At 70.9% G+C, this 21,688-nt stretch carries 20 protein-coding genes; 3 read left to right on the top strand and 17 right to left on the bottom strand.

The features are described from left to right. Nucleotides 1-29 precede the first annotated feature (29 nt). The 15 genes from ASF44_RS26095 to ASF44_RS26025 all read right to left on the bottom strand — a co-directional run bounded on the left by ASF44_RS26095 (nt 30) and on the right by ASF44_RS26025 (nt 16,107). Nucleotides 30-3,203, bottom strand: coding sequence for an EAL domain-containing protein (locus tag ASF44_RS26095; RefSeq protein WP_056902194.1), 3,174 nt, complete (start codon nt 3,201-3,203; stop codon nt 30-32). 198 nt (nt 3,204-3,401) lie between these two features. Beyond that, nucleotides 3,402-4,394: a tripartite tricarboxylate transporter substrate binding protein gene (locus ASF44_RS26090; RefSeq protein WP_082525051.1), complete on the bottom strand. Its 993-nt coding sequence runs from the start codon at nt 4,392-4,394 to the stop codon at nt 3,402-3,404. A gap of 24 nt (nt 4,395-4,418) precedes the next feature. Further along, the gene (locus ASF44_RS26085) at nt 4,419-5,729 is read right to left on the bottom strand and encodes an aromatic ring-hydroxylating dioxygenase subunit alpha (RefSeq protein ID WP_056902192.1); all 1,311 of its coding nucleotides are present in this window, start codon (nt 5,727-5,729) and stop codon (nt 4,419-4,421) included. Nucleotides 5,730-5,750: 21 nt separating this feature from the next. Continuing rightward, on the bottom strand, nt 5,751-6,746 hold the full coding sequence (locus ASF44_RS26080) for a hypothetical protein (protein WP_056902191.1): 996 nt from the start codon (nt 6,744-6,746) through the stop codon (nt 5,751-5,753). A 1-nt stretch (nt 6,747) separates the two neighbouring features. Beyond that, nucleotides 6,748-7,737, bottom strand: a complete 990-nt coding sequence (locus ASF44_RS26075; protein WP_056902190.1) for an amidohydrolase family protein — start codon at nt 7,735-7,737, stop codon at nt 6,748-6,750. Nucleotides 7,738-7,763: 26 nt separating this feature from the next. Further along, nucleotides 7,764-8,756 (bottom strand): PDR/VanB family oxidoreductase, encoded by a 993-nt coding sequence (locus ASF44_RS26070; RefSeq protein WP_082525050.1) that lies wholly within the window; start codon nt 8,754-8,756, stop codon nt 7,764-7,766. Then, on the bottom strand, nt 8,756-9,424 hold the full coding sequence (locus tag ASF44_RS26065; protein WP_369820959.1) for a 4-carboxy-4-hydroxy-2-oxoadipate aldolase/oxaloacetate decarboxylase: 669 nt from the start codon (nt 9,422-9,424) through the stop codon (nt 8,756-8,758). The genes ASF44_RS26070 and ASF44_RS26065 overlap by 1 nt, the downstream gene beginning before the upstream one ends. Next, the gene (locus ASF44_RS26060) at nt 9,421-10,077 is read right to left on the bottom strand and encodes an RraA family protein (protein ID WP_056902189.1); all 657 of its coding nucleotides are present in this window, start codon (nt 10,075-10,077) and stop codon (nt 9,421-9,423) included. Before ASF44_RS26060 ends, ASF44_RS26065 begins: the two co-directional genes overlap by 4 nt. A gap of 27 nt (nt 10,078-10,104) precedes the next feature. After that, nucleotides 10,105-10,767, bottom strand: coding sequence for an RraA family protein (locus tag ASF44_RS26055; RefSeq protein WP_056902188.1), 663 nt, complete (start codon nt 10,765-10,767; stop codon nt 10,105-10,107). Between the two features lie 359 nt (nt 10,768-11,126). Then, nucleotides 11,127-11,534: a RidA family protein gene (locus ASF44_RS26050; protein WP_056902187.1), complete on the bottom strand. Its 408-nt coding sequence runs from the start codon at nt 11,532-11,534 to the stop codon at nt 11,127-11,129. A gap of 20 nt (nt 11,535-11,554) precedes the next feature. Beyond that, nucleotides 11,555-12,268 carry an ABC transporter ATP-binding protein gene (locus ASF44_RS26045; protein ID WP_056902186.1) on the bottom strand — a complete coding sequence of 238 codons (714 nt, stop codon included), beginning with the start codon at nt 12,266-12,268 and terminating at the stop codon, nt 11,555-11,557. Next, nucleotides 12,258-13,001 (bottom strand): ABC transporter ATP-binding protein, encoded by a 744-nt coding sequence (locus ASF44_RS26040; RefSeq protein ID WP_056902185.1) that lies wholly within the window; start codon nt 12,999-13,001, stop codon nt 12,258-12,260. The genes ASF44_RS26045 and ASF44_RS26040 overlap by 11 nt, the downstream gene beginning before the upstream one ends. Then, a complete protein-coding gene (locus ASF44_RS26035) occupies nt 12,998-14,011 on the bottom strand; it encodes a branched-chain amino acid ABC transporter permease (RefSeq protein ID WP_056902184.1) in 1,014 nt (337 codons plus the stop codon). Before ASF44_RS26035 ends, ASF44_RS26040 begins: the two co-directional genes overlap by 4 nt. Beyond that, complete coding sequence (locus ASF44_RS26030) at nt 14,004-14,873, bottom strand: branched-chain amino acid ABC transporter permease (RefSeq protein WP_056902183.1); 870 nt, start codon at nt 14,871-14,873, stop codon at nt 14,004-14,006. Before ASF44_RS26030 ends, ASF44_RS26035 begins: the two co-directional genes overlap by 8 nt. Before the next feature lie 64 nt (nt 14,874-14,937). Then, entirely contained in the window at nt 14,938-16,107 is a 1,170-nt protein-coding gene (locus tag ASF44_RS26025) for an ABC transporter substrate-binding protein (protein ID WP_082525049.1), read from the bottom strand. 202 nt (nt 16,108-16,309) lie between these two features. Between ASF44_RS26025 and ASF44_RS26020 the strand changes: the two genes are divergently transcribed. Then, on the top strand, nt 16,310-17,029 hold the full coding sequence (locus tag ASF44_RS26020; protein WP_056902181.1) for a GntR family transcriptional regulator: 720 nt from the start codon (nt 16,310-16,312) through the stop codon (nt 17,027-17,029). Here the strand turns inward: ASF44_RS26020 and ASF44_RS26015 are convergent. Beyond that, nucleotides 17,026-18,576 (bottom strand): acyl-CoA synthetase, encoded by a 1,551-nt coding sequence (locus ASF44_RS26015; protein ID WP_056902180.1) that lies wholly within the window; start codon nt 18,574-18,576, stop codon nt 17,026-17,028. The genes ASF44_RS26020 and ASF44_RS26015 overlap by 4 nt on opposite strands. 117 nt (nt 18,577-18,693) lie before the next feature. Here ASF44_RS26015 and ASF44_RS26010 point away from each other — a divergent pair, with 117 nt between their 5' ends. Both ASF44_RS26010 and ASF44_RS26005 read left to right on the top strand, forming a co-directional pair. Next, nucleotides 18,694-19,626, top strand: a complete 933-nt coding sequence (locus ASF44_RS26010; protein ID WP_056902179.1) for a succinylglutamate desuccinylase/aspartoacylase family protein — start codon at nt 18,694-18,696, stop codon at nt 19,624-19,626. 93 nt (nt 19,627-19,719) lie between these two features. After that, nucleotides 19,720-20,886: a PQQ-dependent sugar dehydrogenase gene (locus tag ASF44_RS26005; protein ID WP_056902329.1), complete on the top strand. Its 1,167-nt coding sequence runs from the start codon at nt 19,720-19,722 to the stop codon at nt 20,884-20,886. Between the two features lie 22 nt (nt 20,887-20,908). On the opposite strand, the gene ASF44_RS26000 is transcribed toward ASF44_RS26005, so the two are convergent. After that, a complete protein-coding gene (locus tag ASF44_RS26000; protein ID WP_056902178.1) occupies nt 20,909-21,622 on the bottom strand; it encodes a YebC/PmpR family DNA-binding transcriptional regulator in 714 nt (237 codons plus the stop codon). Nucleotides 21,623-21,688 lie beyond the last annotated feature (66 nt).

Raw genomic sequence — 21,688 nt, 5'->3', positions numbered from 1 at the left:
AGGATCGGACGCTGTGAATGCGCAGCTTCTCAGCCCCGCCCGGCCAGCGCCAGCAGCGCCTCGGCCGGCAGCGGCGGCGCGAACAGGTAGCCCTGGTAGATGTGGCAGCCGGCCGCCAGCAGCATGGCGCGCTGCTCGGCGGTCTCCACGCCCTCGGCCACGACCGACAGGCCCAGGCTCGCGCCCAGCGCGATCACCGTGCGCACGATGGCCGCGTCGTTCGGGTCGGCCAGCAGGTCGCGCACGAAGGATTGGTCGATCTTGAGCTGGTCCAGCGGCAACCGCTTGAGGTAGTTCAGCGACGAATAGCCGGTGCCGAAATCGTCGAGCGAGAAGCGCACCCCGAGCGCCTTGAGCGCGCCCATCTTGGTCACGATGGCGTCCAGGTCGCGCGCGACCACGCTTTCCGTGAGTTCCAGCTTGAGCCGTGCCGGGTCGGCGTCGGCGCTGTGCAGCGCGTCCAGCACCTGGCTGACGAAGTCCGGGTGGTGGAACTGCCGCGCACTGACGTTGACCGCCATCACCGCCTCGCCCAGCGGCGTGCCGGCCCGCCAGCTGGCCAACTCGCGGCAGGCCGTGCGCAGCACCCATTCGCCCACCGCGTAGATGCTGCCGCTGTCCTCGGCCAGCGCGATGAACACCGCCGGCGACACCGGCCCGCGCTCGGGATGCGTCCAGCGGCACAGCGCCTCGGCCCCCACCAGCGCGCCGCCGGCGTCGATCTGCGGCTGGTACAGCAGCGTCAGCTCGTTGCGGGGCACGGCCTGGCGCAGCGCCGCCTCCAGCTGCGCGTGCTCGGCCAGCCGTCCGCGCAGGCCTTCGTCGAACAGCCGGAAGGTGCTGCGCCCGTCGTGCTTGGCCAGTTCCATGGCCGAATCGGCGCGCGCCAGCAGTTCCTCCAGCGTCAGTGCCTCGTGGCCGAACACCGCGATGCCCATGCTGGCCGAGCAGTACAGCTCGCGCCCGCCGACCTGGGCCGGCGCGGCCAGCATGCGCAGCACGTTGCGGCAGCGGTCCTGCGCGCGCTGGGTGGCCTCGTCCTCGCCGTGGCCCAGCGCGTCCAGCAGCACGATGAACTCGTCGGCATGCAGGCGCGCCACCAGGTGTTCCGGGGGCACGCAGGCGCGCAGGCGCTGCGCCACCTCGCGCAGCACGGCATCGCCGCTGCGGTGGCCCCAGTTGTCGTTGATGGCCTTGAAGCGGTCCAGGTCCAGCAGGATGGCCGCACCGACCTTGCCCTGCGCGTGGGCGGCCTGCAGCACCTGCGTGGCCTCCTTCACGAACAGGCTGCGGTTGGGCAGCCCGGTCAGATGGTCGTAGTAGGCGAGCCGGTGCAGCTGGTCCTGCGAGGCGCGCAGCGAACTGATGTCCTGCAGCGTGAAGAAGCGCTCGGCATCGCCCTCCGACGCGCCGGGCGTGCTCAGCAGCATCCAGCGCGGCGCGGCGTCGTCGCCCTGGGCCACGCGGAACTCGTACTCCAGCGTCACCGGCGTGGCCTCGCCCAGGCACAGCGCCTCCACGCGCTGGCGCTGGCGCACATCCACGCAGGCCAGGAAGCAGTCGAACGCCAGCCGCTCGGCCGGCGGCAGGCCCAGCAGGCGCGCGCAGGCCGGCGACAGGCGGCAGGCCCGGGCCTGCCGTTCGACCCAGAAATGGCCCAGCGCCGCGACACGCTGCGCCTCCAGCAGCACGCGCTCGCTCTCCTGCAGGGCCTGCAGTGCGCGCATGCGCGAGGTGATGTCGCGCGACACCACGATGAAGCGCGCCTGCGCGGCGTCGGCATGCTGGTCCCTCAAGGCCACCGACAGCTCGAACCAGCGCGGCTGGCCGGCGATGGCGACCTCGATGCGCAGGCCGGCGCTGCGGCCACGCACGCGCGCCTGCGCCAGCGCCTCCAACACCGTCAGGGCCGCGGCGGGCGGCAGCACCTCGTCCACGGTGCGCCCGATCATCCGCTCGGGCGGCGCGACCAGCCCGTCCAGGCGGCGCGCCCGCAGCGCCAGGTAGCGGCCCTCGCCGTCCATCTCGACCAGCAGGTCGGGGATGGCGTTGAGCGTGCCGGCGATCTCGGCCGACAGTGCGCGCGCCTCCCCGCTCATCTCCAACGCGAGCCGCTGCGCGCGGTCGCGCGCGTTCAGCAGCAGGAACACGATGGCGCCCGCGGACAGGCTCAGCAGCAGGCCGGCGGCCGCCAGCCCGTGGTGGTCGCTGCTGCGGTGCCGTTCGATGAAGGCCTCGGTGGGCAGCAGCTCGTAGGTCCAGGTGCGCCCGCCGAAGGCGGCCACGCGGCGCACGGCGTAGGGCGTCTGCGCGGTGCTGACGAAGGCGGCGGACTGGCCATCGAGCAGGCCGAACAGGTGGTTGCGCGCGGACGGGCCGTCGCCGTCGAACACCTGCAGGTGCAGGCCGGGCAGCAGGTCGGCCGCGACCGGCGCCAGCAGCTCCCGCAGCCGGAACGGGCCGTCGGCCCAGCCCGCGGGCGGCACGCCGTACGCGTCCTGCCCCGGCGCACGCGTCTGCGGCAGGTACACCGGCAGGTACATCACGAAGCCGGGCTCCGGCGCGCTGCCGGCATCCTGCGCCAGTTGCAGCTTGCCCGTCAGGGCCAGCGCCCCGGTGGCGATGGACCGGTCGATCGCGGCACGCGCGGCCGGCACGGTCAGCACGTCCAGGCCCAGCGCCGCCTGGTTGTCGCGCGTGCGGGGCTCCAGGAACAGGATGGGCGCATAGGCCGCGCGCTGGCCTGCCGGCCGCAGCACCAGGCCGGAGGCATCGAAGGCGGCCGCGGCGGCATGCTGCGGCACTGCCGCATCGTGCAAATGGGCGACGAAGCCGACGCCCTGCAGCCCCGGCGCCGTGCGCTGCAGCGCCAGCGAGCCGACGAAGGCGCTGAATTCGGCGGCATCGACCGCGTCCGAGCCTTCGAAGAAGCCCTTGACGCCGCGCATCACGAGTTCGAACGCGCGCAGCTGGGTCTGCACGTCGGCGACGGCGCCATCGGCCTGCTGGGCGACCAGCATCTGCAGCACGTGCTCGGCGTCGTGCTGGCGGTTCTGCCAGTACAGCAGGGGCACCACCGCCAGCGCCAGGCTGGTCAGTCCCGCGGCCACGGCAGGGCGCAGCCACGTGGCGCGGTGCACGCTGGTCGGTGCGGCCTGCGGCGCGGGCCGGTGGTCGGGCGCGGAAGGGCTGGGTCTGGTCATGCTGCCTGCGCCCGAGGCCCCCTTTTCCAACACGAAGGGAAGCACTTGCTGCCGAGCAATCCGCATCATAATTGACGCGAATCACAGAAAACATACGCGCAAACCACGCACATCTCAAAATGTGTGCGGCGCAGCAACGTCGGCCTCGGCCAGACCCCGGCCAGGCGCCGGGCCAGGGCCCAACCGCCAGCCCGCCCGTCAGTCCAGCGCCACCCCCACGCGCTGGATCACGCCGGTCCAGGTCTGCAGGTCGCGGTCGACGATCTGCGCGAACTGCTCGGGCGTGGTGGCGGACGGGTTCACGTACATCTCTTCCATGAAGCGCCGCGCCAGCGCGGGATCGGCCTGCACGCTGTTGATGTCGTCCGACAGCTTGCGCGCGATGGCGTCCGGCGTGCGCGCCGGGGCGAACAGGCCGAGCCAGTTGTAGCCGTCGAAACCAGTCACGCCGGCCTCCTGCAGCGTCTGCACGTTCGGCATGTTGGGCGGCCGTGCCGGGCCGGTGACGCCGATCACGCGCAGCTTGCCCGACTTGAAATGCGCGTCCGGGCTCAGCAGGTCGGCCACGGCCACGTCGGCCTCGCCCGACAGCAGCGCCTTGATGATGTCCGCGCCGCCCTTGTAGGGCACGTGCGTCATCGGCGCGCCGTTGTCCACGCGCATCTTCTCCTGCAGCAGGTGCGCGGTGGAGCCCAGGCCCCAGGTGGCGAAGTTGATCTTGCCGGGCTGGGCGCGCGCCAGCGCCAGCAGTTGCGTGACGCTCTGCACCGGCAGGTCGGCGCGCACGAACACCGGCAGCTGCTGGCGGTTGAACTGCGTCACCGCCCGCAGGTCGTTGAAGGCATAGGGCAGCTTCTTGCGCAGCGCCGGGTTCTGCACCACCAGCGTGATGTTGGCCAGCAGCGTGTAGCCGTCCGGCGCGGACTTGGCCACGTGGTCGGTGCCGATGATGGAACTGGCGCCGGGCCGGTTGTCGATGACGACGGGCTGCTTCCAGCGCTGCGCCAGGCCGTCGCCGACGAGGCGCAGCACGGCGTCGTTGACCGTGCCGGGCGGGAACGGCAGCACGATGCGCACGGGCCGGTTGGGGAACTCGCCACCCTGCGCGTGCGCGCCGGTGCCGTGCCACGCGGCCAGGCCGGCGCCGGCGGCCAGCAACTGCCGGCGCGAGAAATGTCGTGGGGTCTGCATGCTTGTCTCCTCGTTGTCTCGTGGTCAGGCCGCGGCCTGGGCCGTTGAGCCGCGCGAGCCGATCACGCCATCGAACGCGCCGACCTCGATGCCCATGGCCTGCGAGAACGCGCGCTGCACGGCCTCGGGCTGGCCGGCCTGGAAGATGTAGGTGGTGTAGAACAGCTTCATGCGCGGGCTGGCCAGGATCTGCTCGACCGTGTAGCCCTCCAACGTCTGCGCGCGGTCCATCATCGGCAGCGGCACGCGCACGTTGCGCGCGGGGTCGCGGATGGTGCCCTTGGCCTCGCCGCCCGCGGCCACGGCCTCCATCTCCTCGAAGAAGCGGCGGCGGATGGCCACGATGCCGCGGTCGCTGGCGCCCAGCCGCTCCTGCGTGCGGTCGGCGATGGTGCCCTGCCCCACCCAGGCCAGGAAGTCCTGGTTCATCACGTGGGTGTCGATCCACTTCCCGTCGGCATCGCGCAGCGGGCCATACCAGGTGGGGATGCTGTCCTGCACGTAGGGCTCGCGGCCCTTCGGCACGCGGGTGTACTTCCAGGTCACGCTGAGCGTGTTCTCGTCGTCGATGGGCACGCGCCATTCGAAGTGCTCGCCCAGGAAGAAGCCGTTGGGCCACAGGCAGACGCGGCCGATGGTCCAGGCGTCGTCGCGCTCGTCGGTGTCTTCCTTGATGCGGCGGTAGACGAAGCCGTGCTCGAACTCGTCGAACTCCAGCTTCAGGTGCGTGGGGCCGAGCGTGGTGTCGCCCGTGCGCAGCCGCTTGCCCCAGTTCTCGTGCATCCACTCGAAGTGCACCGGGTCGATGGAGTTCTCCTGGCACTGGAACCAGTTGCACGGCACCTCGGAGATCACCACCTGGGCGAAGCCGTCGGGCCAGGAGAAGGCCTCCCAGTCGGGCAGCAGCGGCGCGGGCTGCGGGCCCATGTAGGTCCACAGCATGCCGCCCTTCTGCTCGACCGGGTAGGCCTTGATGCGCACGCGCTCCTTGGTGTTGCGCTCGGGAAAGCAGGTGTCCTCGAACGGCTGGCTCACGCACTGGCCGGTCTGGTTGAAGCACCAGCCGTGGTAGTTGCAGCGCAGGCCATGCTGCTCGACCATGCCGTAGGCCAGGTCGGCGCGGCGGTGCGCGCAGCGCCGGTCCACCAGGCCGAAGGCGCCCGAGAGGTCCTTGTAGAGCACCAGGTCTTCGCCCAGCAGGCGCATGGGCTTGGTGCTGCGCTGCGCGAACTCCGAGACACCGGCGATCGGCATCCAGTAGCGCCGCAGCAGTTCGCCCATGGGCTTGCCGGGGCCGACCTGGGTCAGCAGGCGGTTCTTTTCTTCGCTCAACATCGTGGTCTCCTTTCGTTCGGTTCAAGCGCCCCAGACGGCGAAGGCCGCGCCCACGCCGGTGCCGGCCGGCGTGCGGTACAGGGGCTGGTAGTCGTGCCAGCGCAGCGGCAGGCCGCCGGCCGCGCCCGCCGCGACGATCCAATTCAGGATCTCGGACGAGCCCGAGTTCAACGCACCGCGCGGGATGGCGCCGAGGAACCCGGCGTCGCCACGCGCCATCGCGTCGAGCACGCCACGGTCCAGCACCTCGTCGACGACGAAGTGGCTCAGGCCCCCGGACGCCACCACCGCCACGCGCTGGTGGCCCGGGCTGGCCTCGATCACCTGGCGCAGCGCCGCACCCAGCTTCCAGCAGCGCGCCGGGCTGGGCACGTTGGGGCCGTAGTAGGTGTTCAGCAGCACCGGCACCACCGGGATCGCGCGGCCCTGGAACAGGCGCTTGACGATGAAGCCGTAGGCGTGGCCGAAGCCGGCCGTCTTCGGGTCGTCCACGCGCGCGCAGGCGGCGATGTCGAACTCGGCGTCGATCAGCCCGCGGACCAGCTCCAGCGCGAACGCGCCCGCGCCGGGCACCACGTGCGCGTCGTCCATCAGGTAGCCGCGGCCCATGGCCTTGACCCAGTCGGCGCCCTCCTCGTCGCCAAACTTGTCGCTGGTGACGATCTCCTCGCCGTGGAAGATGGCAATCGCCGGCTGGTTGGCCGGGCCGAACAGCTCGCGCTGGTCGTCGCCCACGATCACCACCACATCGGGCGCGGCACTGGCCAGCGCATCGCCCAGGCGGTCGAGCGCGGCCTGGCAGGCACGTTCCTTGGCCGCCAGGATTTCCGGCGTCACCTGGTCGGCGCAGCGCGGGCCGAGCTCGGCCAGCACCTCGTCGTAGCGCAGCAGCCGGCCGTCGCTCATGTTGAGCTGGGTGTTGGCGTAGTCCACGGCCGCGCGGTGCTGCCACTGCTCGGCCGTGAGGGTCAGCAGCGGCGTGTGCGAGGCGCCGATGCCCAGGACGATCTGCGCCATCTCAGGCGTCCCGCCGGAAGCGGCTGTACAGCTTGGTGCAGTTGCACTCGAAGACGTTGCGCCGGTCCGCCTCGGTCAGGAACGGGATGGCCTCGATCACAGGCTTGAGGTCGTCGTAGGCGCGGCCGGTCTTGGGGTCAATGGCGCTGCCAGTGCCCGGGTTCTCGGTGGCGAAGAGCACGCGGTCCGGCCCGACCACCTTGAACAGCAGCTCCAGCGCGTCCTGGTCGTAGGTGGTGGTGTCGAAGTGCAGGCGCTTCAACTGGTCGTCGAAGAACTCGCCGCCGCGCCGCACGCTCCACGCGCGGAAACGCCCCATGTGGTACGGAATGGCACCGCCGCCGTGCGGCACGATGAGCTTGAGGTCCGGAAATCTCTCGAACACATCGGAGTTCATCAGCGAGACGATGGCGATGCTCTCCTCGTTGATGAATTTCAGCGTGTAGCTCTCGCGCGGCTGGCAGCTGCCGGCCGAGTGGATCAGCGCAGGGATGTCCAGCGCGCAGAGCTTCTCGTACAGCGGATGCCAGAACGCATCGCCCAGGCCGGGCGGCGGCGAGGCGTCGCCCTCGGTCGGGTCCGGGTTCAGCAGGCAGCCGATGAAGCCCTGCTCCTTCACGCGGAACTCCAGCTCCGCCAGGCAGTTCTCGGGGCTCTCGTCGCGGTACTGCGGCAGGCCCGCCACGGCCCGAAAGCGCGTGGGGAACATCTGCACCGTGCGGTAGACCAGATCGTTCATGTGCCGGGTCCACAGCGCGGTGACCTTGGCCGGCTTGACCGAGTGCATCTGCATGTAGGGCCGCGGCGACAGGAACTGGATGTCCGTGCCCACCTTGTCCATGATGTCGACGATGCTCTGGCCCGCGGTGCGCACGGCCTCGTCGGTCAGCTTGGGCGCGGCCGCCGGGTTGGCGCGGCTGGCGACCAGCTCGGCCATGTACTTGTAGCTCTCGGGCGGGACGACGACGTGGGCGTGGGAGTCGATGATCATGGGTAGGTCTCCTGGAAAAAAAGGTGTCAGAGGTCGAGCACCAGCTCGGGGCCAGCGCAACGGGATACGCAGACCAGCATGCGGTCCTGCGGCGGGTCCTTGCGGCCGGCGAGGATGGGATCGCGGTGGTCGGGCATGCCGGCCAGCACGCGCGTCTCGCAGGTGCCGCACAGGCCTTCGCGGCACGAGTGGTCCACGTCGATGCCGCCGTCCAGCAGCACCTGGAGGATCGACTGGTCGGCCGGGATGTCGAAGCGGCGGTTCTTGCGTTTCAACTGCACGCTGAAGCTGCCGGCCGGTGCATCGGCCGTAGCGGCCGGCGCCGGCGCGCTGAACCACTCGACGTGCACACGGGCATCGCCCACCCCGGCCGTGGCACGGCCGAAAGCTTCGAGCATGGGCACGGGACCGCAGCAGTAGAAGTGCGCACCATGCGACGCCTCGCGCACCAGCGCGGCGAGGTCGAGCCGGACCGCGCCCGGCAGGCCATCGACCACCGTCACCACGCGGCCCGGCCCGCCGGGCGGCGCGAGCGCCTGCAGCTCTTCGGCGAAGGCCGCGCGGCAGGGTGAGCGCACGCAGTGGTAGAGCGTCCACGGCCGGCCCAGCAGCGCCAGGCGGCGCGCCATCGCCAACATGGGCGTGATGCCGATGCCGCCGGCCACCAGCACGCTGTGCGGCGCAGCTTCGTCCAGCGCGAAGTTGTTGCGCGGCGCGCCGATGCGCAGGATGGCGCCGGCGCGCAGCTGGTCGTGCAGGGCCACCGATCCGCCGCGGCTGGCCGCGTCGCGGCCCACGCCGATCACATAGCGGTGGCGCTCCGCCGGGTCGTTGCACAGCGAGTACTGGCGCAGCAGCGGCCCTGTGGCGGTGGAAACCTCGACATCGACATGGCTGCCCGCGGTGAAGGCCGGCAACGCGCCGCCGTCCGGCGCGCGCAGGTCGAAGGACTGCACGTCCAGCGCCTCGGCGCGCACCGCGTGCACGCGCACGGACAGCCAGTGGGAGGTGGCGGCCATCAGAAGTTGTAGACCTCGAGCGTGCGCTCGCCGGCCTGGATGCGTTGCACGATGCCGGCCTCCTTGGCCTCGCGGGCCTGGGCCAGCTGCACGATCTCGGCGGCCCGTGCACGCGGCAGCGCGACCACGCCGTCGGTGTCCCCCACGACGAGGTCGCCCGGCTGCACCACGAGGTCGTCGAACAGCAAGGGGTGGTTGATCCAGCCGCGCGCGCCGAAGTCCTTGCCGGTGCCGCGGATGCACAGCCCGCGCGCGAACACGGGAAAGCCGAAATCGGCCAGCACCGCGCCATCGCGCACGCAGCCGTCGATGACCAGCCCGCCGAGCTGGCGCGCGTTGGCCGCGGCCGACATGATCTCGCCCCAGTAGCCGAAGTCGTGCGCGCCGCTCACGTGCACGACCAGCACGTCGCCAGGCGCAGCGACATACAGCGCGCGGTGCAGCCAGAGGTTGTCGCCTCCCGGCGATTGCACGGTGACGGCGGGGCCGCAGATGCGGAACGCCGGGGCCACCGGCTTGATGGCGGACGGCAGCACGCCGATGCGGCCACCGGCCTCGTGCAGCGTGGCGGCCGGCAATGCGTGCGCAGCGGCCACGGTGGCTGCGTCCACCCGCTCGATGGCGTCCCGGATGGTCGGGCCGGCCGGCCGGGGCAGCTCGATGCTCACTTCGCCTCCCGCGTCTGCAGCTGGTGGTAGCCGTGCTGCACCCTGGCCTCGCGCAGGGCCATGCCCTCGCGCACGGAGCGGCGGATCGCGTCCTCGGCCTGCTGGATGGCCTCGGCCGTGGCCAGCACCTGCTCTTCGTGCGACTTCGGGATGACGACCACGCCGTCGGCGTCGCCGCGCACCAGGTCGCCCGGGCACACGCGCACGTCGCCGATGTTCACGGGCACGCCCGTGGCCTCGACCTGCACGCGGTCTTTGCCGGTGCGCATCCAGTGGCCGCGGCTGTAGATGGGGTAGCCCAGCTGCAGGCTCAGCGCCACGTCGCGGTTGATGCCGTCGATCACGGTGCCGGCGATGCCCTTGGCATGGGCCACCTCGGTCAGGATGTCGCCCCAGACGGTGGCGTTGTCGCGCCCGCCGTTGTCCAGCACGATGACGCTGCCGGGCGCCACGTCGTCGATGTAGTCGCCGACCGTGCCGGCCGGCGTGCCGGCCGGGCCGTACAGCAGGGTCCAGGCGCGGCCGGTCATGCGCGAATCGGTGCTGCGCGGCGCGATGCGGTGGCACTGGCCGTTCAGGCCGTGCTTGTCCAGCGCATCGCTGAGGGTGGCGGTGTCCAGTAGCGCGGCGCGCGCGACGTTCGGGTCTGTCATGGTGGTCCTCGGGAATGGGCCGCGCGTTCAGCGCAGCATGTGTTCGTAGTCGGCGCCCATCACCTGGCTGACGGGCAGGCCGGCCAGCAGCGCGCGGGCCATGGCCGCCTCGCGTCCGGCGATGGCCTCGGCGGCGTCGAGCACGCGGGCGATGTCGTCGGCGCGCACGAAGACCACGCCGCTGGCGTCGGCGATGGCGTAGTCGCCTGGGTGGACGGTGATCTCGCCCACGGTGACGGGCGCGTTGGTGAAGGCTTCGGCCACGCGCCCGCGGGCCGTGCGCGCCGTGAGGCTGCGGCAGTAGACGGGAAAGTCGTAGCCGCGGGCCTCGTCGATGTCGCGCACGGGGCCGTCGGCGATCACGCCGGCCACGCCGCGCAGCTTGGCGGCCAGCGAGAGGATGCCGCCCCAGGAGCCGGCGTCCAGGCCGGTGCGCTGCTCCACGACGACGATGTCGCCGGGCTGCGCGGTCTCGATGGCGGTGGTGCCCAGGTGGCGTGGCGGGCCGGACACCACGGGTGCCTGGTCCTTGGGCACGAGCTTGTAGGTGACGACGCGGCCGGCGATGCGGCGTGTGCCGGCGCGCTGCTCGAGCCCGCTGACGCCACCGGCCAGGCCCAGCTTGTCCATGGCGTCGGAGACGGCGCAGCAGTCCAGCCTGTTCAGGCGCTTGACGAAGTCTTCGGGCATTTCAGTGCCCTCCTGCGGTGTGTTGCGCATGGGTCGAAGACAACACACTCGGGTGCGGGCGTGGCGCGCGGGCCGAGGCCACCGGGTGGCCCCTTCCGCGAATGTCCCCCGCCAGGGCCGCAGGCGGCCCTGGCTCCTCCTTGATTTCGCTGCAGGGGCCACCCGGTACCCTCGACCCTGGAAGCCACGCGTTGTGCGGGCCGGTCAAGCGCAGCGCCAAAGGACCACGACGATGGTGTGCTCCACGCAGCGAAATAAAGGAGGAGCCTCGGGCCGCCTGCGGCCCGGGGCGGGGGACATTCGCGGAGTGGTGCACACCGTCGGCGCGGTCAGGACACATACCGTGGAAAGGCGTCATCTCAACGCTCCTGCACCACAGCCATGGCTTCCAGCTGGACCAACATGGCCCCAGGCAGATCCACCACCTGCGTATGCCGCGCCGGCCGGTCGTGCGGGTCGGGAAAGCATTTGAGCCACTCGGCATTGATGGCCTCGCGCTGGCCGTTGTCTTTCACGAACACGGTGATGCGCACCACGTCGTCCAGGGTCGCGCCGCCGTTGGCCAGCAGCGTGCGCAGGTTCTGGAACAGGAAGCGGGCCTGCGACGGGCCGTCGGCCGGCAGCGTGTCGGTGGCCGGGTCCTTGCCGAGCACGCCCGACGTCATGAGGATGTTGCCGACGCGTGCGGCCATCGGGATGGGCGCGGCGCCGTGCGTCACGCCTTCGACTTCGATCGAGCGCGGGCGGCGGGTGGTGGAACTGGACATGGCGGGTCTCTCCTGGAAGGTCAATGCGATAGGCCGAGGTGGCGGTCGATCAGCGCCTGGTCGGCCAGCAGCGCGGCGCTGGGGCCGGCGTGCACCACGGCGCCGTGGTCGATGACGATGCAGCGCTCCGAACGCGCCAGCGCGAGGTCGTACTTCTGCTCGACCAGCACGATGCCCATGCGGCCGGTGGCCCGCATGCGGTCGATGGCCTGCAGCATCTCTTCGACGACGATGGGCGCCAGGCCCTCGACCGGCTCGTCGAGCAGCAGCACGCGCGGATTGGTCATCAGCGCGCGGCCCAGGGCCAGCATCTGCTGTTCGCCGCCGGAGAGCTCGTCGCCATGGTTGCGGCGGCGCTCGGCCAGCCGCGGAAACAGTTCGTACACGCGCGCCAGCGTCCAGTCGCCGGGCCGCGCGACCACCTGGAGGTTCTCCTCCACCGTGAGCGAGGGGAACACCTCGCGCTGCTGCGGCACCCAGGCGATACCGGCGCGGTTGCGCAGGTGCGGCGCCAGCGCGTGCATGGGCACGCCGTCGAGCAGGATGTCGCCGCCGTGGTGGTCGGTCAGGCCGATGATGGTTTCCACCAGCGTGGTCTTGCCCACGCCGTTGCGGCCGATGACGACCAGCGTCTCGCCGGCGTGCAGCGTGAGGCTCAGGCCGTGCAGCACGCGCGAGGGGCCGTAGCCGGCTTGCAGGTTGCGCAGTTCGAGCAAGGCGGTGCTAGCTTCCAAGGTAGGCCTTTCGCACGCCTGCGTGGGCGCGGATCTCGTCGGGCGTGCCTTGCGCCAGCAGGCTGCCGCCGGCCAGCACGGTCACGCGCTCGGCGTAGCGAAAGACGATGTTCATGTCGTGCTCTATGAACAACAGCGTCGTGCCTTCGGTCAGCGTGGCCAGACGTTCGAACAGCGCATGGCCCTGCGTGGTCGACAGGCCCGCGGCGGGCTCGTCCAGCAGCAGCACGCGTGGGCGCAGCGCGTAGGCCAGCACGACTTCGAGCAGGCGCTGTTGGCCATAGGCCAGTTCCTGCGTCGGCAGCTGCGCGTCGTCGGCCAGGCCGAAGCGTTCGAGCAGCGCAGCGGCCTCGTCGATCTGTTCCGTGCGGTGGCGCAACGCGCGCAGCGAGGGCCGTGCCTTGCGGTCGCGCTGGCACAGCGCCAGCACCACCGACTCCAGCGGCGTGAGCGAAGGGAACAGCGTGTTGATCTGGAAGGTGCGCACGATGCCCGCGGCCACGCGTTCGCCGGCGCTGCTGCGCGTCACGTCGCGGCCGTCCAGCAGCACGGCACCCGCAGTCGGCCGCAGCAGTCCGGTGACGATGGCGACGAAGGTGCTCTTGCCGGCGCCGTTGGGGCCGATCACGGCATGGCGCTCGCCGCGCGCGAGCGCGAAGTCGATGCCCGAGAACACGCGCAGGCCGCCGAAGGACATGCCCAGGCCGCGTGTGGCCAGCACGGTGTCGTTCATTGCACCACCTCGGTCGCAGGCACGGGCTGCGGCGCACGCGCCTTCGCCCTGCGCTGCAGCGCGCTGCGCAGCGTCGGCAGGATGCCCTTGCGGAAGAAGGCCACGATCAGCACCAGCATCAGGCCGATCCAGAAGTACCAGTAGATCGGGTTCAGCGCCGCCAGCAGGTCGCGCAGCACCAGGAACACCAGCGCGCCCGCGAAGCCGCCGTACAGCATGGCTGCGCCGCCGATCACCAGCACCACCAGCAGGTCGGCCGAGCGCTGGAACGACATGACCTCGGGCGAGACGAACTGCGTGGTCTGCGTCAGCAGCGCACCGGCCACGCCGGCCAATGCGGCCGAGATGCCGAAGGCCCAGGTCAGGTCGGCCGCGACGGGCGCGCCCAGCATGGTCATGCGCCGCGCGTTGTCGCGCGCGCCCAGCAGCGCCAGGCCCCAGGCCGAGTGCAGCAGCGCGCGCACCAGCAGGAACAGCACGAACACCACGGCCAGCACGTAGACGTAGCCGGTGCGGCCGAACATGTCGAAGCGGAACAGGCCCAGCACCGGCGCGATGTCGATGCCCTGCAGCCCGTCGTCGCCGCCGGTCAGCGCGGTGGAGCGGTGCACGAAGTCGTAGAGCAGCAGGTTCAGCCCCAGCGTGACCATGAGCAGGCCCACGCCATGCAGCCCGCGCACGATGCGCCCCGTGGCCAGGCCGGTGAGGCCGGCCATCAGCGCGGCCAGCACCAGGCCGGAGATCGGCTCGGTCCAGCCGAACTTGCCGAGGTAACCTGCGGTGTAGGCGCCGATGCCGAAGAAGGCCGCGTGCCCCAGCGAGGGAATGCCGCGGTAGCCCAGCAGCAGGTCCAGCGACAGCGCGAACAGGCCCCAGATCAGCACCTGGGTCAGCAGCGCGAGGTTGGCGCCCGGCACGAAGAAGGCGATGGCCCAGCAGAGCCAGAACGCGGTTTCCCAAGGGCTCCAGCGCGCGCGGGTGCGGAAGAAGGCGTGTGGCGACTCATGCATGGCGACCCTTGCGGCCCAGCAGGCCTTCGGGCCGCCAGAGCATGACGGCCACCGTCACGAGGTAGATCACGGAGCCGCCCGCGGCCGGCAGGTAGTACTTGCTGGCCACGTCGGCCACGCCGATGAACAGCGCCGCGGCGAGCGAGCCGAGGATGGTGCCCATGCCGCCGACCGAGACCACGATCAGCATGTAGACGAGGTAGCGGAACGGGAAGTTCGGATCGAGCCCCAGCAGGCTGGCCGACAGCGCACCGCCCAGTCCGGCCAGGCCGCCGCCGATGGCGAAGGTCAGCGCGAAGACCTTGTGCGTGTCCAGCCCGCAGGCCGAGGCGGCGCGGCGGTTGTCCACGCAGGCGCGCACCATGGCGCCGAAGCGCGTGCGCTCCAGGCCGAAGAAGATGGCCACTGTGAGCAGCGCGCCCACCGCGAGCAGGAACAGGCGGTAGCGCTCCAGTTCCAGGCCCGCCACCGCGGCCCGGCCGGTGAGCCATGCGGGCACCTCGACCGGCTTGAACGACGGCCCCCAGACGAAGGCCGCGGCAGACACCGACATGAACACCAGGCCGATGGTCAGCAGCACCTGGGTGAGGTCGTCGCTGCCGTAGAAGTGCCGCAGCACCAGCCGTTCGAGCGCGACCGAGAACAGCGCGGTGGCCACGAAGGCCAGCGGCAGGGTAGCCAGGAACGGCAGGCCCCACAGCTCCATGGCGCTGGCCGACACGTAGCCGCCCAGCATGCACAGGCTCACATGCGCCAGGTTGACGAAGCGCATCATGCCCATGGTGATGGACAGCCCGACGGCCATGACGAACAGCAAGATGCCGTAGGCCAGCCCGTTGAACAGGGTGGTGAGAAGAATCATCGTGGCGTGCCGCGTGCGGGCGCGGCGTGGTGGGTCGGTGGCGGGCGTGGACCTGGAACGCGGCCTACCTGGCCGGCACGTTCTTGACCACGTCGAACTCGACGTTCTGCAGCACGCCGTTCACGCGCTCGACACGGCGGATGTAGGTGTCCTGCACGATGTCGCCGGTCTGCCTGTCGATCGCGATGGGGCCACGCGGGCTCTCGAAGGCCATGCCGCGCGCGTGGGCCATGAACTTGTCGGCATCGAACTTCGCGCCGCGCTGCGCCTCCAGCGCGCTGTACAGGATGTGCATCGCATCCCACATCACCGGGTGGTAGAGCGACAGGCGCGGCGTCTTGCCCACGGCCTTGTCGTAGGCGGCGGCGAACTCGCGGTTCAGCGCCGAATCGTGCAGCGGCGAGTAGTTGCCGGCCGTGATGGCGCCCAGCGCGGCGTCGCCGGCGGCGTCCAGCGTGGTCTCGTCGGTCACGTCGGAGGTGGCCAGCAGCTTCATCCTGCCGTCCTTGAGGCCGGCGTCGGCATAGGCCTTGAGGAACTGCAGCGACAGCTCGCCGATGGGCATGAAGACGAAGGCCGCATCGGCGTTCGCGTCTTTCAGGCGCTGCATGTAGCCCGAGAACTCGGGGTTGCGCACCGGCACCTTGATGGTGGTGGCGATGCTGCCGCCAGCCTCGGTGAAGCTCTTGGCGAAGGTGGCCTCGGCATCCTGGCCCGGGCCGTAGTCGGCCACCATGACGGCCACCTTCTTGATGCCGTTGCGTGCGGCCCACTGCGCCATCGGCCGCACCACCTGCGGGACCGAATAGAACGTGCGCAGGTAGTACGGCGACTTCTCGCCGATGATGCCCTGCGTGGAGGCGCCGGTGATGATGGCCGGCACCTTGGCCTCGGTCACGAGCGGCGCCACGGCCAGCACGTTGGGCGTGAAGTCGGGGCCGATCAGGATCTGCACCTTCTCGCGCACGATGAGTTCCTGCGCCAGCCGGCGCGCCACCTCGGGGTTGGGGCCGGTGCTGTCGCGCCGCACGAACTCCAGCTTGCGGCCGCCGGCCTCGGCGCCGTACCTGGCCTGGTACAGCTTGATGATGTTGTCGGTGGACTGGCCGGCCAGCGCGCTGACGCCGGAATAGCTCATCAGCACGCCGACCTTGACGGTCTCCTGCGCCTGCGCCGTGCAGGCCAGCGCGCCTGCCAGCAGCAAGCCCGCCACGCGGTTCCATGTTCTGCGCATCCTTGTCTCCTTCTGCCTCTGCGAGGTCTGTCGTGGGATGGACTTGAAGGCGGGCGCTGGCCGCGCAGCATCGCATTCAATTGCGTTAGATCATATTGAATTCAATTTTGAATGGGATCGGGGTTCCCCCTAGGGGACGGGGGCGCTAGCATCTGGCACTTCCGCCGGGCGCCTTCCGCGCCGGACGCTTTGCAGGCAAGCCATGACCGACACCGCGACCACTCCGAAAACCACGCCCGAGAAGGCCCGCGGCGCCATGGCGCACACGCTGCAGCAGCTCAAAGCCATGATCGTCAACGGCGAGCTGAGTCCGGGCGAGCAGATCCGCCAGGAGGAGATGGCCGAGCAGCTGGAGGTGAGCCGCGTGCCGCTGCGCGAGGCCATGAACGTGCTGGCCGACCAGGGGCTGCTGGTGCACCGGCGCAACCAGGGCTACTTCGTGACCAAGCGCGCGCCGGCCGAGCATGCGCAGATCCGCCGCATGCTGCACCTGCTGGAGACCGAGCTCATGAGCACGATCCGCTGGCCCGACGACGAGACGCTGGCCATGCTGCGCCAGCTGAACGAGGGCATGCGCAAGAGCGCGGCGGCGGTCGACATCCGCGGCCTGATCGAGCTGAACCGGCAGTTCCACTTCCGCATGTTCAGCCTGTCGCCGAACAACCTGATCCTGGAAGAGGTGCGGCGCCTGTGGGCCATGGCCGAGCCGCTGATGTGGAACAAGTACGAACGCGCCGACGACCGCGCGCGCACGCTGGACGAGCATGCCCGGCTGCTGGACGCGCTGGCTGCACACGACCGCGCACGCTGCATCGGCGAGATGGAAAAGCACCGCTACAGCGCGGAGTCCGGCGTGCCGGTCGAGCTGCCCGGTGCCGGGCCGGACCTGCCGGCCAGCGCGCGGAACCAGCGCGCTTCCTAGTTGTCGTAGAGCCGGCGCAGCTCGCGCTTGAGCAGCTTGCCGCTGGGGTTCTTGGGCAGCGCCTCGACGAAGTGCACGCGCTTGGGCAGCTTGAAGTGCGCCAGGCGCGTGCTGGCCGCGGCGATCACGCCGGCCTCGTCCAGCGGGCTGCCCGGCTTGAGGACGATGACGGCGGTGACGGCCTCGATCCACTTGGGGTCCGGCAGGCCGATCACAGCCACCTCGGACACGCCTTCGATGCCGTACAGCACCTCCTCCACCTCGCGGCTGGCCACGTTCTCGCCGCCGGTCTTGATCATGTCCTTCTTGCGGTCGACCACGGTGAGGTAGCCCTCGTCGTCGAGCACGCCGAGGTCGCCGCTGTGGAACCACCCGCCCTCGAAGGCCGCGGCGGTGCGCTCGGGGTCGCGGTAGTAGCCGCTGAGCAGCTGCGGCGAGCGGTGCACGATCTCGCCAACCTGGCCGGGCGCCACGTCCTGCATCGCGTCGTCGACGATGCGCGTCTCCACGTTCAGCGCGGCGCGGCCGGCCGAGCCAGCCTTGCGCAGCTGGTCTTCGGGCAGCAGCACGGTGGCCACGGGCGCGATCTCGGTCTGGCCGTACAGGTTCCACAGCCGCGCGGCGGGCAGGCGCCGCAGGATCTCTTTCAGCACCTCCACCGGCATGATGGAGGCGCCGTAGTAGCCCTTGGCCAGCCGCGTGAGGTCGGTGGTGTCGAACTGCGGCGCGCGCAGCAGCGCGATCCACACCGTCGGCGGCGCGAAGAACGAGGTGATGCCCTCGCGGCCCATCAGCGCCAGCAGGTTGTCGGCCGTCGGTTTGGACGTGATGACGTTGGTGGCGCCCACGTAGATGCAGGGGCCCAGGAACACGTCGAGCTGGGCGCAGTGGTACAGCGGCAGCGCATGGAGCACCACGTCGCCGTGCGCGATCTCGGCATCGACCAGGCAGGTGACGTATTCGGCGATCACGGCGGCATGCGTGAGCATGGCGCCCTTGGGCCGCGACTCGGTGCCGCTGGTGTAGATGATCTGGGCCAGCGCGTCGGAGTCGAGCGCCGGTTCGGGCAGCGCCGGGCCGTCGACCAGCAGCGACTCGAACGTCGGCAGGCCCGGCATCGGCTCTGACGCATCCTCGCCCGGCAGCCAGAGCTGCTGGCGCACGGCCGTGCCGGTGGCGGCCTCGCGGGCCACGGCCCCCGACAGGCTGTCCATGGCCAGCAGGCTGGCGCCCGAGTGGTCGAGGATGTAGCGCACCTCCTCGGCGTTCAGCATGAAATTGATCGGCACCAGCACGGCGCCCAGCCGCGCCACCGCGAAGCGCAGCGCGGCGAAGGCGTGCGAGTTGCGCGCCAGCACGGCCACGCGGTCGCCCGCGGCCACGCCCTGCGCGGCCAGGCCGCGGGCCAGGCGGGTGCAGGTGTCGTCCAGTTCCGAGTAGGTCCAGCACACCGCGCCGCAGCGGATGGCGGTCTTGGCGGGGTAGCGCAGGCGCGTGCGGCGCAGCAGGTCGGCCAGCGTCTGGCGGCGCGGGGAGGGGGTGGGCATGGGCAAGGTCTCCTGGGTGTCGTGCGCGCATGTCCTGGCGCGCGCATCGAATGGGATTCTATTTTGAATTCAATTTTCCGCGGTGCTTGCCGCGGTGGCCGATCGTAAGATGACCCGATGACCACGCCCCCTCTCGAAGTCCTGCCGCGCGACCTCTCCGCCTACCGCCAGGGCAACACCGGTGTCGACTACGTGCACCGCTTCAGCTCCGGCAAACCCGGCCCGCACGTGCTGATCAACGCGCTCACGCACGGCAACGAGATCTGCGGCATGGTGGCCGCCACGCACCTGCTGGACACCGGCGTGCGGCCGAGCATCGGCACGCTGACGGTCAGCTTCGCCAACGTGGCGGCCTACGAGAGCTTCGACATCGAGCGTCCGTTCGACAGCCGCCAACTCGTGCACAACATGAACCGCATCTGGTCCGCCGACTGGCTTGACGGCGCCGAGGACAGCCCGGAGCTGCAGCGTGCGCGGGCCCTGCGCAGCGTGGTCGATGCGGCCGACCACATCCTCGACATCCATTCCACCAGCCAGGCGGTGCCGCCGTTCTGGGTCTATCCGGCGTTCTCGCGCAATGCCGCCGTGGCGCTGGCCATCGGCCGGCCGGCCCTGCACCTGGTCATGCCGCGGGGGCTGGGCTCGGGCACGCCGCTGATCCAGTACGGCACGCACGGCAACGAGGGGCCGGGCCCGGGCGTGGCGCTGGTGGTCGAGTGCGGCCAGCACTTCCAGCAGGCCTCCGCCAGCCTGGCGACGGCCGTGACGCTGGATTTCCTCGCGCATTTCGGCCTCGTCGATGCGCCCGCCGAACGCCCCGCGCAGCCGCAACTGCGCTTCGAGCTGCTGGAGACGCACCTGGTGCGCACCGCGGATTTCCGTTTCACGCGGCCGCTGATCGGGCTGGAGAGCTTCGCCCGTGGCGAACTGATCGCCACCGACGGGCCGCACGCCATCGTGGCGCCCTGCGACGACTGCACGGTGTTCATGCCCACGCGCGAGCCCATCGTCGGACGCGAGGCCGTGTACCTGACGCAACCGCTGGACTGACCCTGGGCTGACCCCGGACGGACGCGGCCGGGGCCTACAGCCGGCGCCGCGATCCTTGCCTAGCATGCGCGCACTCTCATGCTGGAGAACGCCATGACGACGACGACCGGTCCGCGCCTTGCCGCAGCCGCCCTGCTCCTCGTGCTCGGGGCCGTGGCCTGCGGCGGCGGTGGCAGCGACGACGCGGCCACGCCGCCCCCAACGCCCGCCGAGCCGCAGCTCACCACGCTGCACAGCAGCCTCGCCAGTCCCTGGAGCCTGGCGGTGCTGCCGGACGGCCAGATGCTCGTGACACAGAAGGCCGGCAGCCTGCTGCGCCTGTCGGCCGACGGCCGCACGACGCTGGCGCAGATCGCCGGCGTGCCGGCCGTCGCGGCGGCCGGACAGGGCGGCCTGCTCGACGTGGCGCTCGACCCCGACTACAGCGCGGGCGCACCCTGGGTCTACCTGAGCTATGCCGAGCCCGGCGTGGGCGCCCAGGCCGGCACCGCCGGCACGGCCGTGCTGCGCGCGCGGCTGGCGGGCGATGCGCTGGTGGACGCCACCGTCATCCTGCGCCAGGTGCCCAAGACCACGGGCGGCAACCACTTTGGCGCGCGCATGGCGTTCGGCCGCGACAAGACGCTGTTCGTGACGCTGGGCGAACGCGCGCTGGAAAGCCCCGCGCAGGACGCGGCCCAGACGCTGGGCAAGGTAGTGCGCATCCAGCGCGACGGCACGGCACCGGCGGACAACCCCTCCTTCGGCAGCGGTGCGCTGCCCGGCCTGTGGAGCATGGGCCACCGCAACCCGCAGGGTGCCGCGCTGCACCCCGGCACGGGCGAATTGTGGGTCAGCGAGCATGGTCCGCAGGGCGGCGACGAGCTCAACATCGCCCGTGCCGGCGCCAACTACGGCTGGCCCCTGCGCAGCTACGGCTGCCCCTATGGATCGCCGGTCGGCACGGGCTGCCGCATCGGCGGCGGCACGCACGCGCCCGACTACGTGGAGCCGCTGACCTACTGGGTGCCCACGTCCATCGCGCCGGCCGGCCTGGCGTTCTACACGGGCAGCATGTTCCCCGAATGGCGCGGCCAGCTGTTCTCGGGATCGCTGGCCGGCCAGGCCCTGTGGCGCCTCACGCTGGACGGCAACACCGTGAGCGCGCGCGAGGCCATGTTCGGCACGCTGGGCGAGCGCTTCCGCGATGTGCGGCAGGCGCCCGACGGCGCGCTGCTGCTGCTCACCGACAGCGGCAAGCTGATGCGGCTGGCGCGGTAGGACCTTCGCTCCGGGCCTGGCGTCAACCGCCCAGTCCCACGAACAGGTTCTGCACGTCGTCGTTGGCGTCGATGGCGGCCAGGAAGGCCTCGACCTCCTCCAGGTCCGCGGCCGACAGGCTGGCCGGGTCGACCGGGTTCTTGGCCTTGTAGCCGAGCTTGGCCGACAGCACCGTGAAGCCCTGGGCCGGCAGCGCGCGGCTGACCAGGTCGAGGTCGCCCGGGTCGGTCAGGAACAGCGTGCTGCCCTCCTCGTGGCCCGGCTCGAAGTCCTGCGCGCCGGCCTCGATGGCGGCCAGTTCGGGGTCGGCACCGGCGGCAGCGGGTTCGGCCTCCACCATGCCGACGTGGTCGAAATCCCAGGAGACCGAGCCCGAGGTGCCGAGCTGGCCCTTGCGGAACAGCACGCGCATCTCCGGGGCGGTGCGGTTCACGTTGTCGGTCAGGCACTCGACCATCACCGGCACGCGGTGCGGCGCGAAGCCCTCGTAGATGACGTGGTCGAAGTGCACCGTCTCGCCGGTCAGCCCCGCGCCCTTCTTGATGGCGCGGTCCAGCGTGTCCTTGGGCATGGACGCCTTGCGCGCCTGCTCCACCACCAGCCGCAGCTTGGCGTTGCTGGCCGGGTCGGCGCCGTTGCGTGCGGCCAGCATGATGTCCTTGGCCAGCTTGCTGAACAGCTTGCCCTTGGCATTGGCCACGAGCTCCTTGCCCTTCGATTTCCACTGCGCGCCCATGTCGCATCTCCTTGAAAAACCCGGTATTAAGCCACGGGCGGCCGGCTTTCAGTTCCGCTTCAGTTT

Source organism: Pseudorhodoferax sp. Leaf274 (assembly GCF_001422445.1).
GTDB lineage: Bacteria > Pseudomonadota > Gammaproteobacteria > Burkholderiales > Burkholderiaceae_C > Pseudorhodoferax.
Note: the sequence above shows the minus strand (reverse complement) of the source record. Positions and strands in the feature narration are given on the sequence as shown.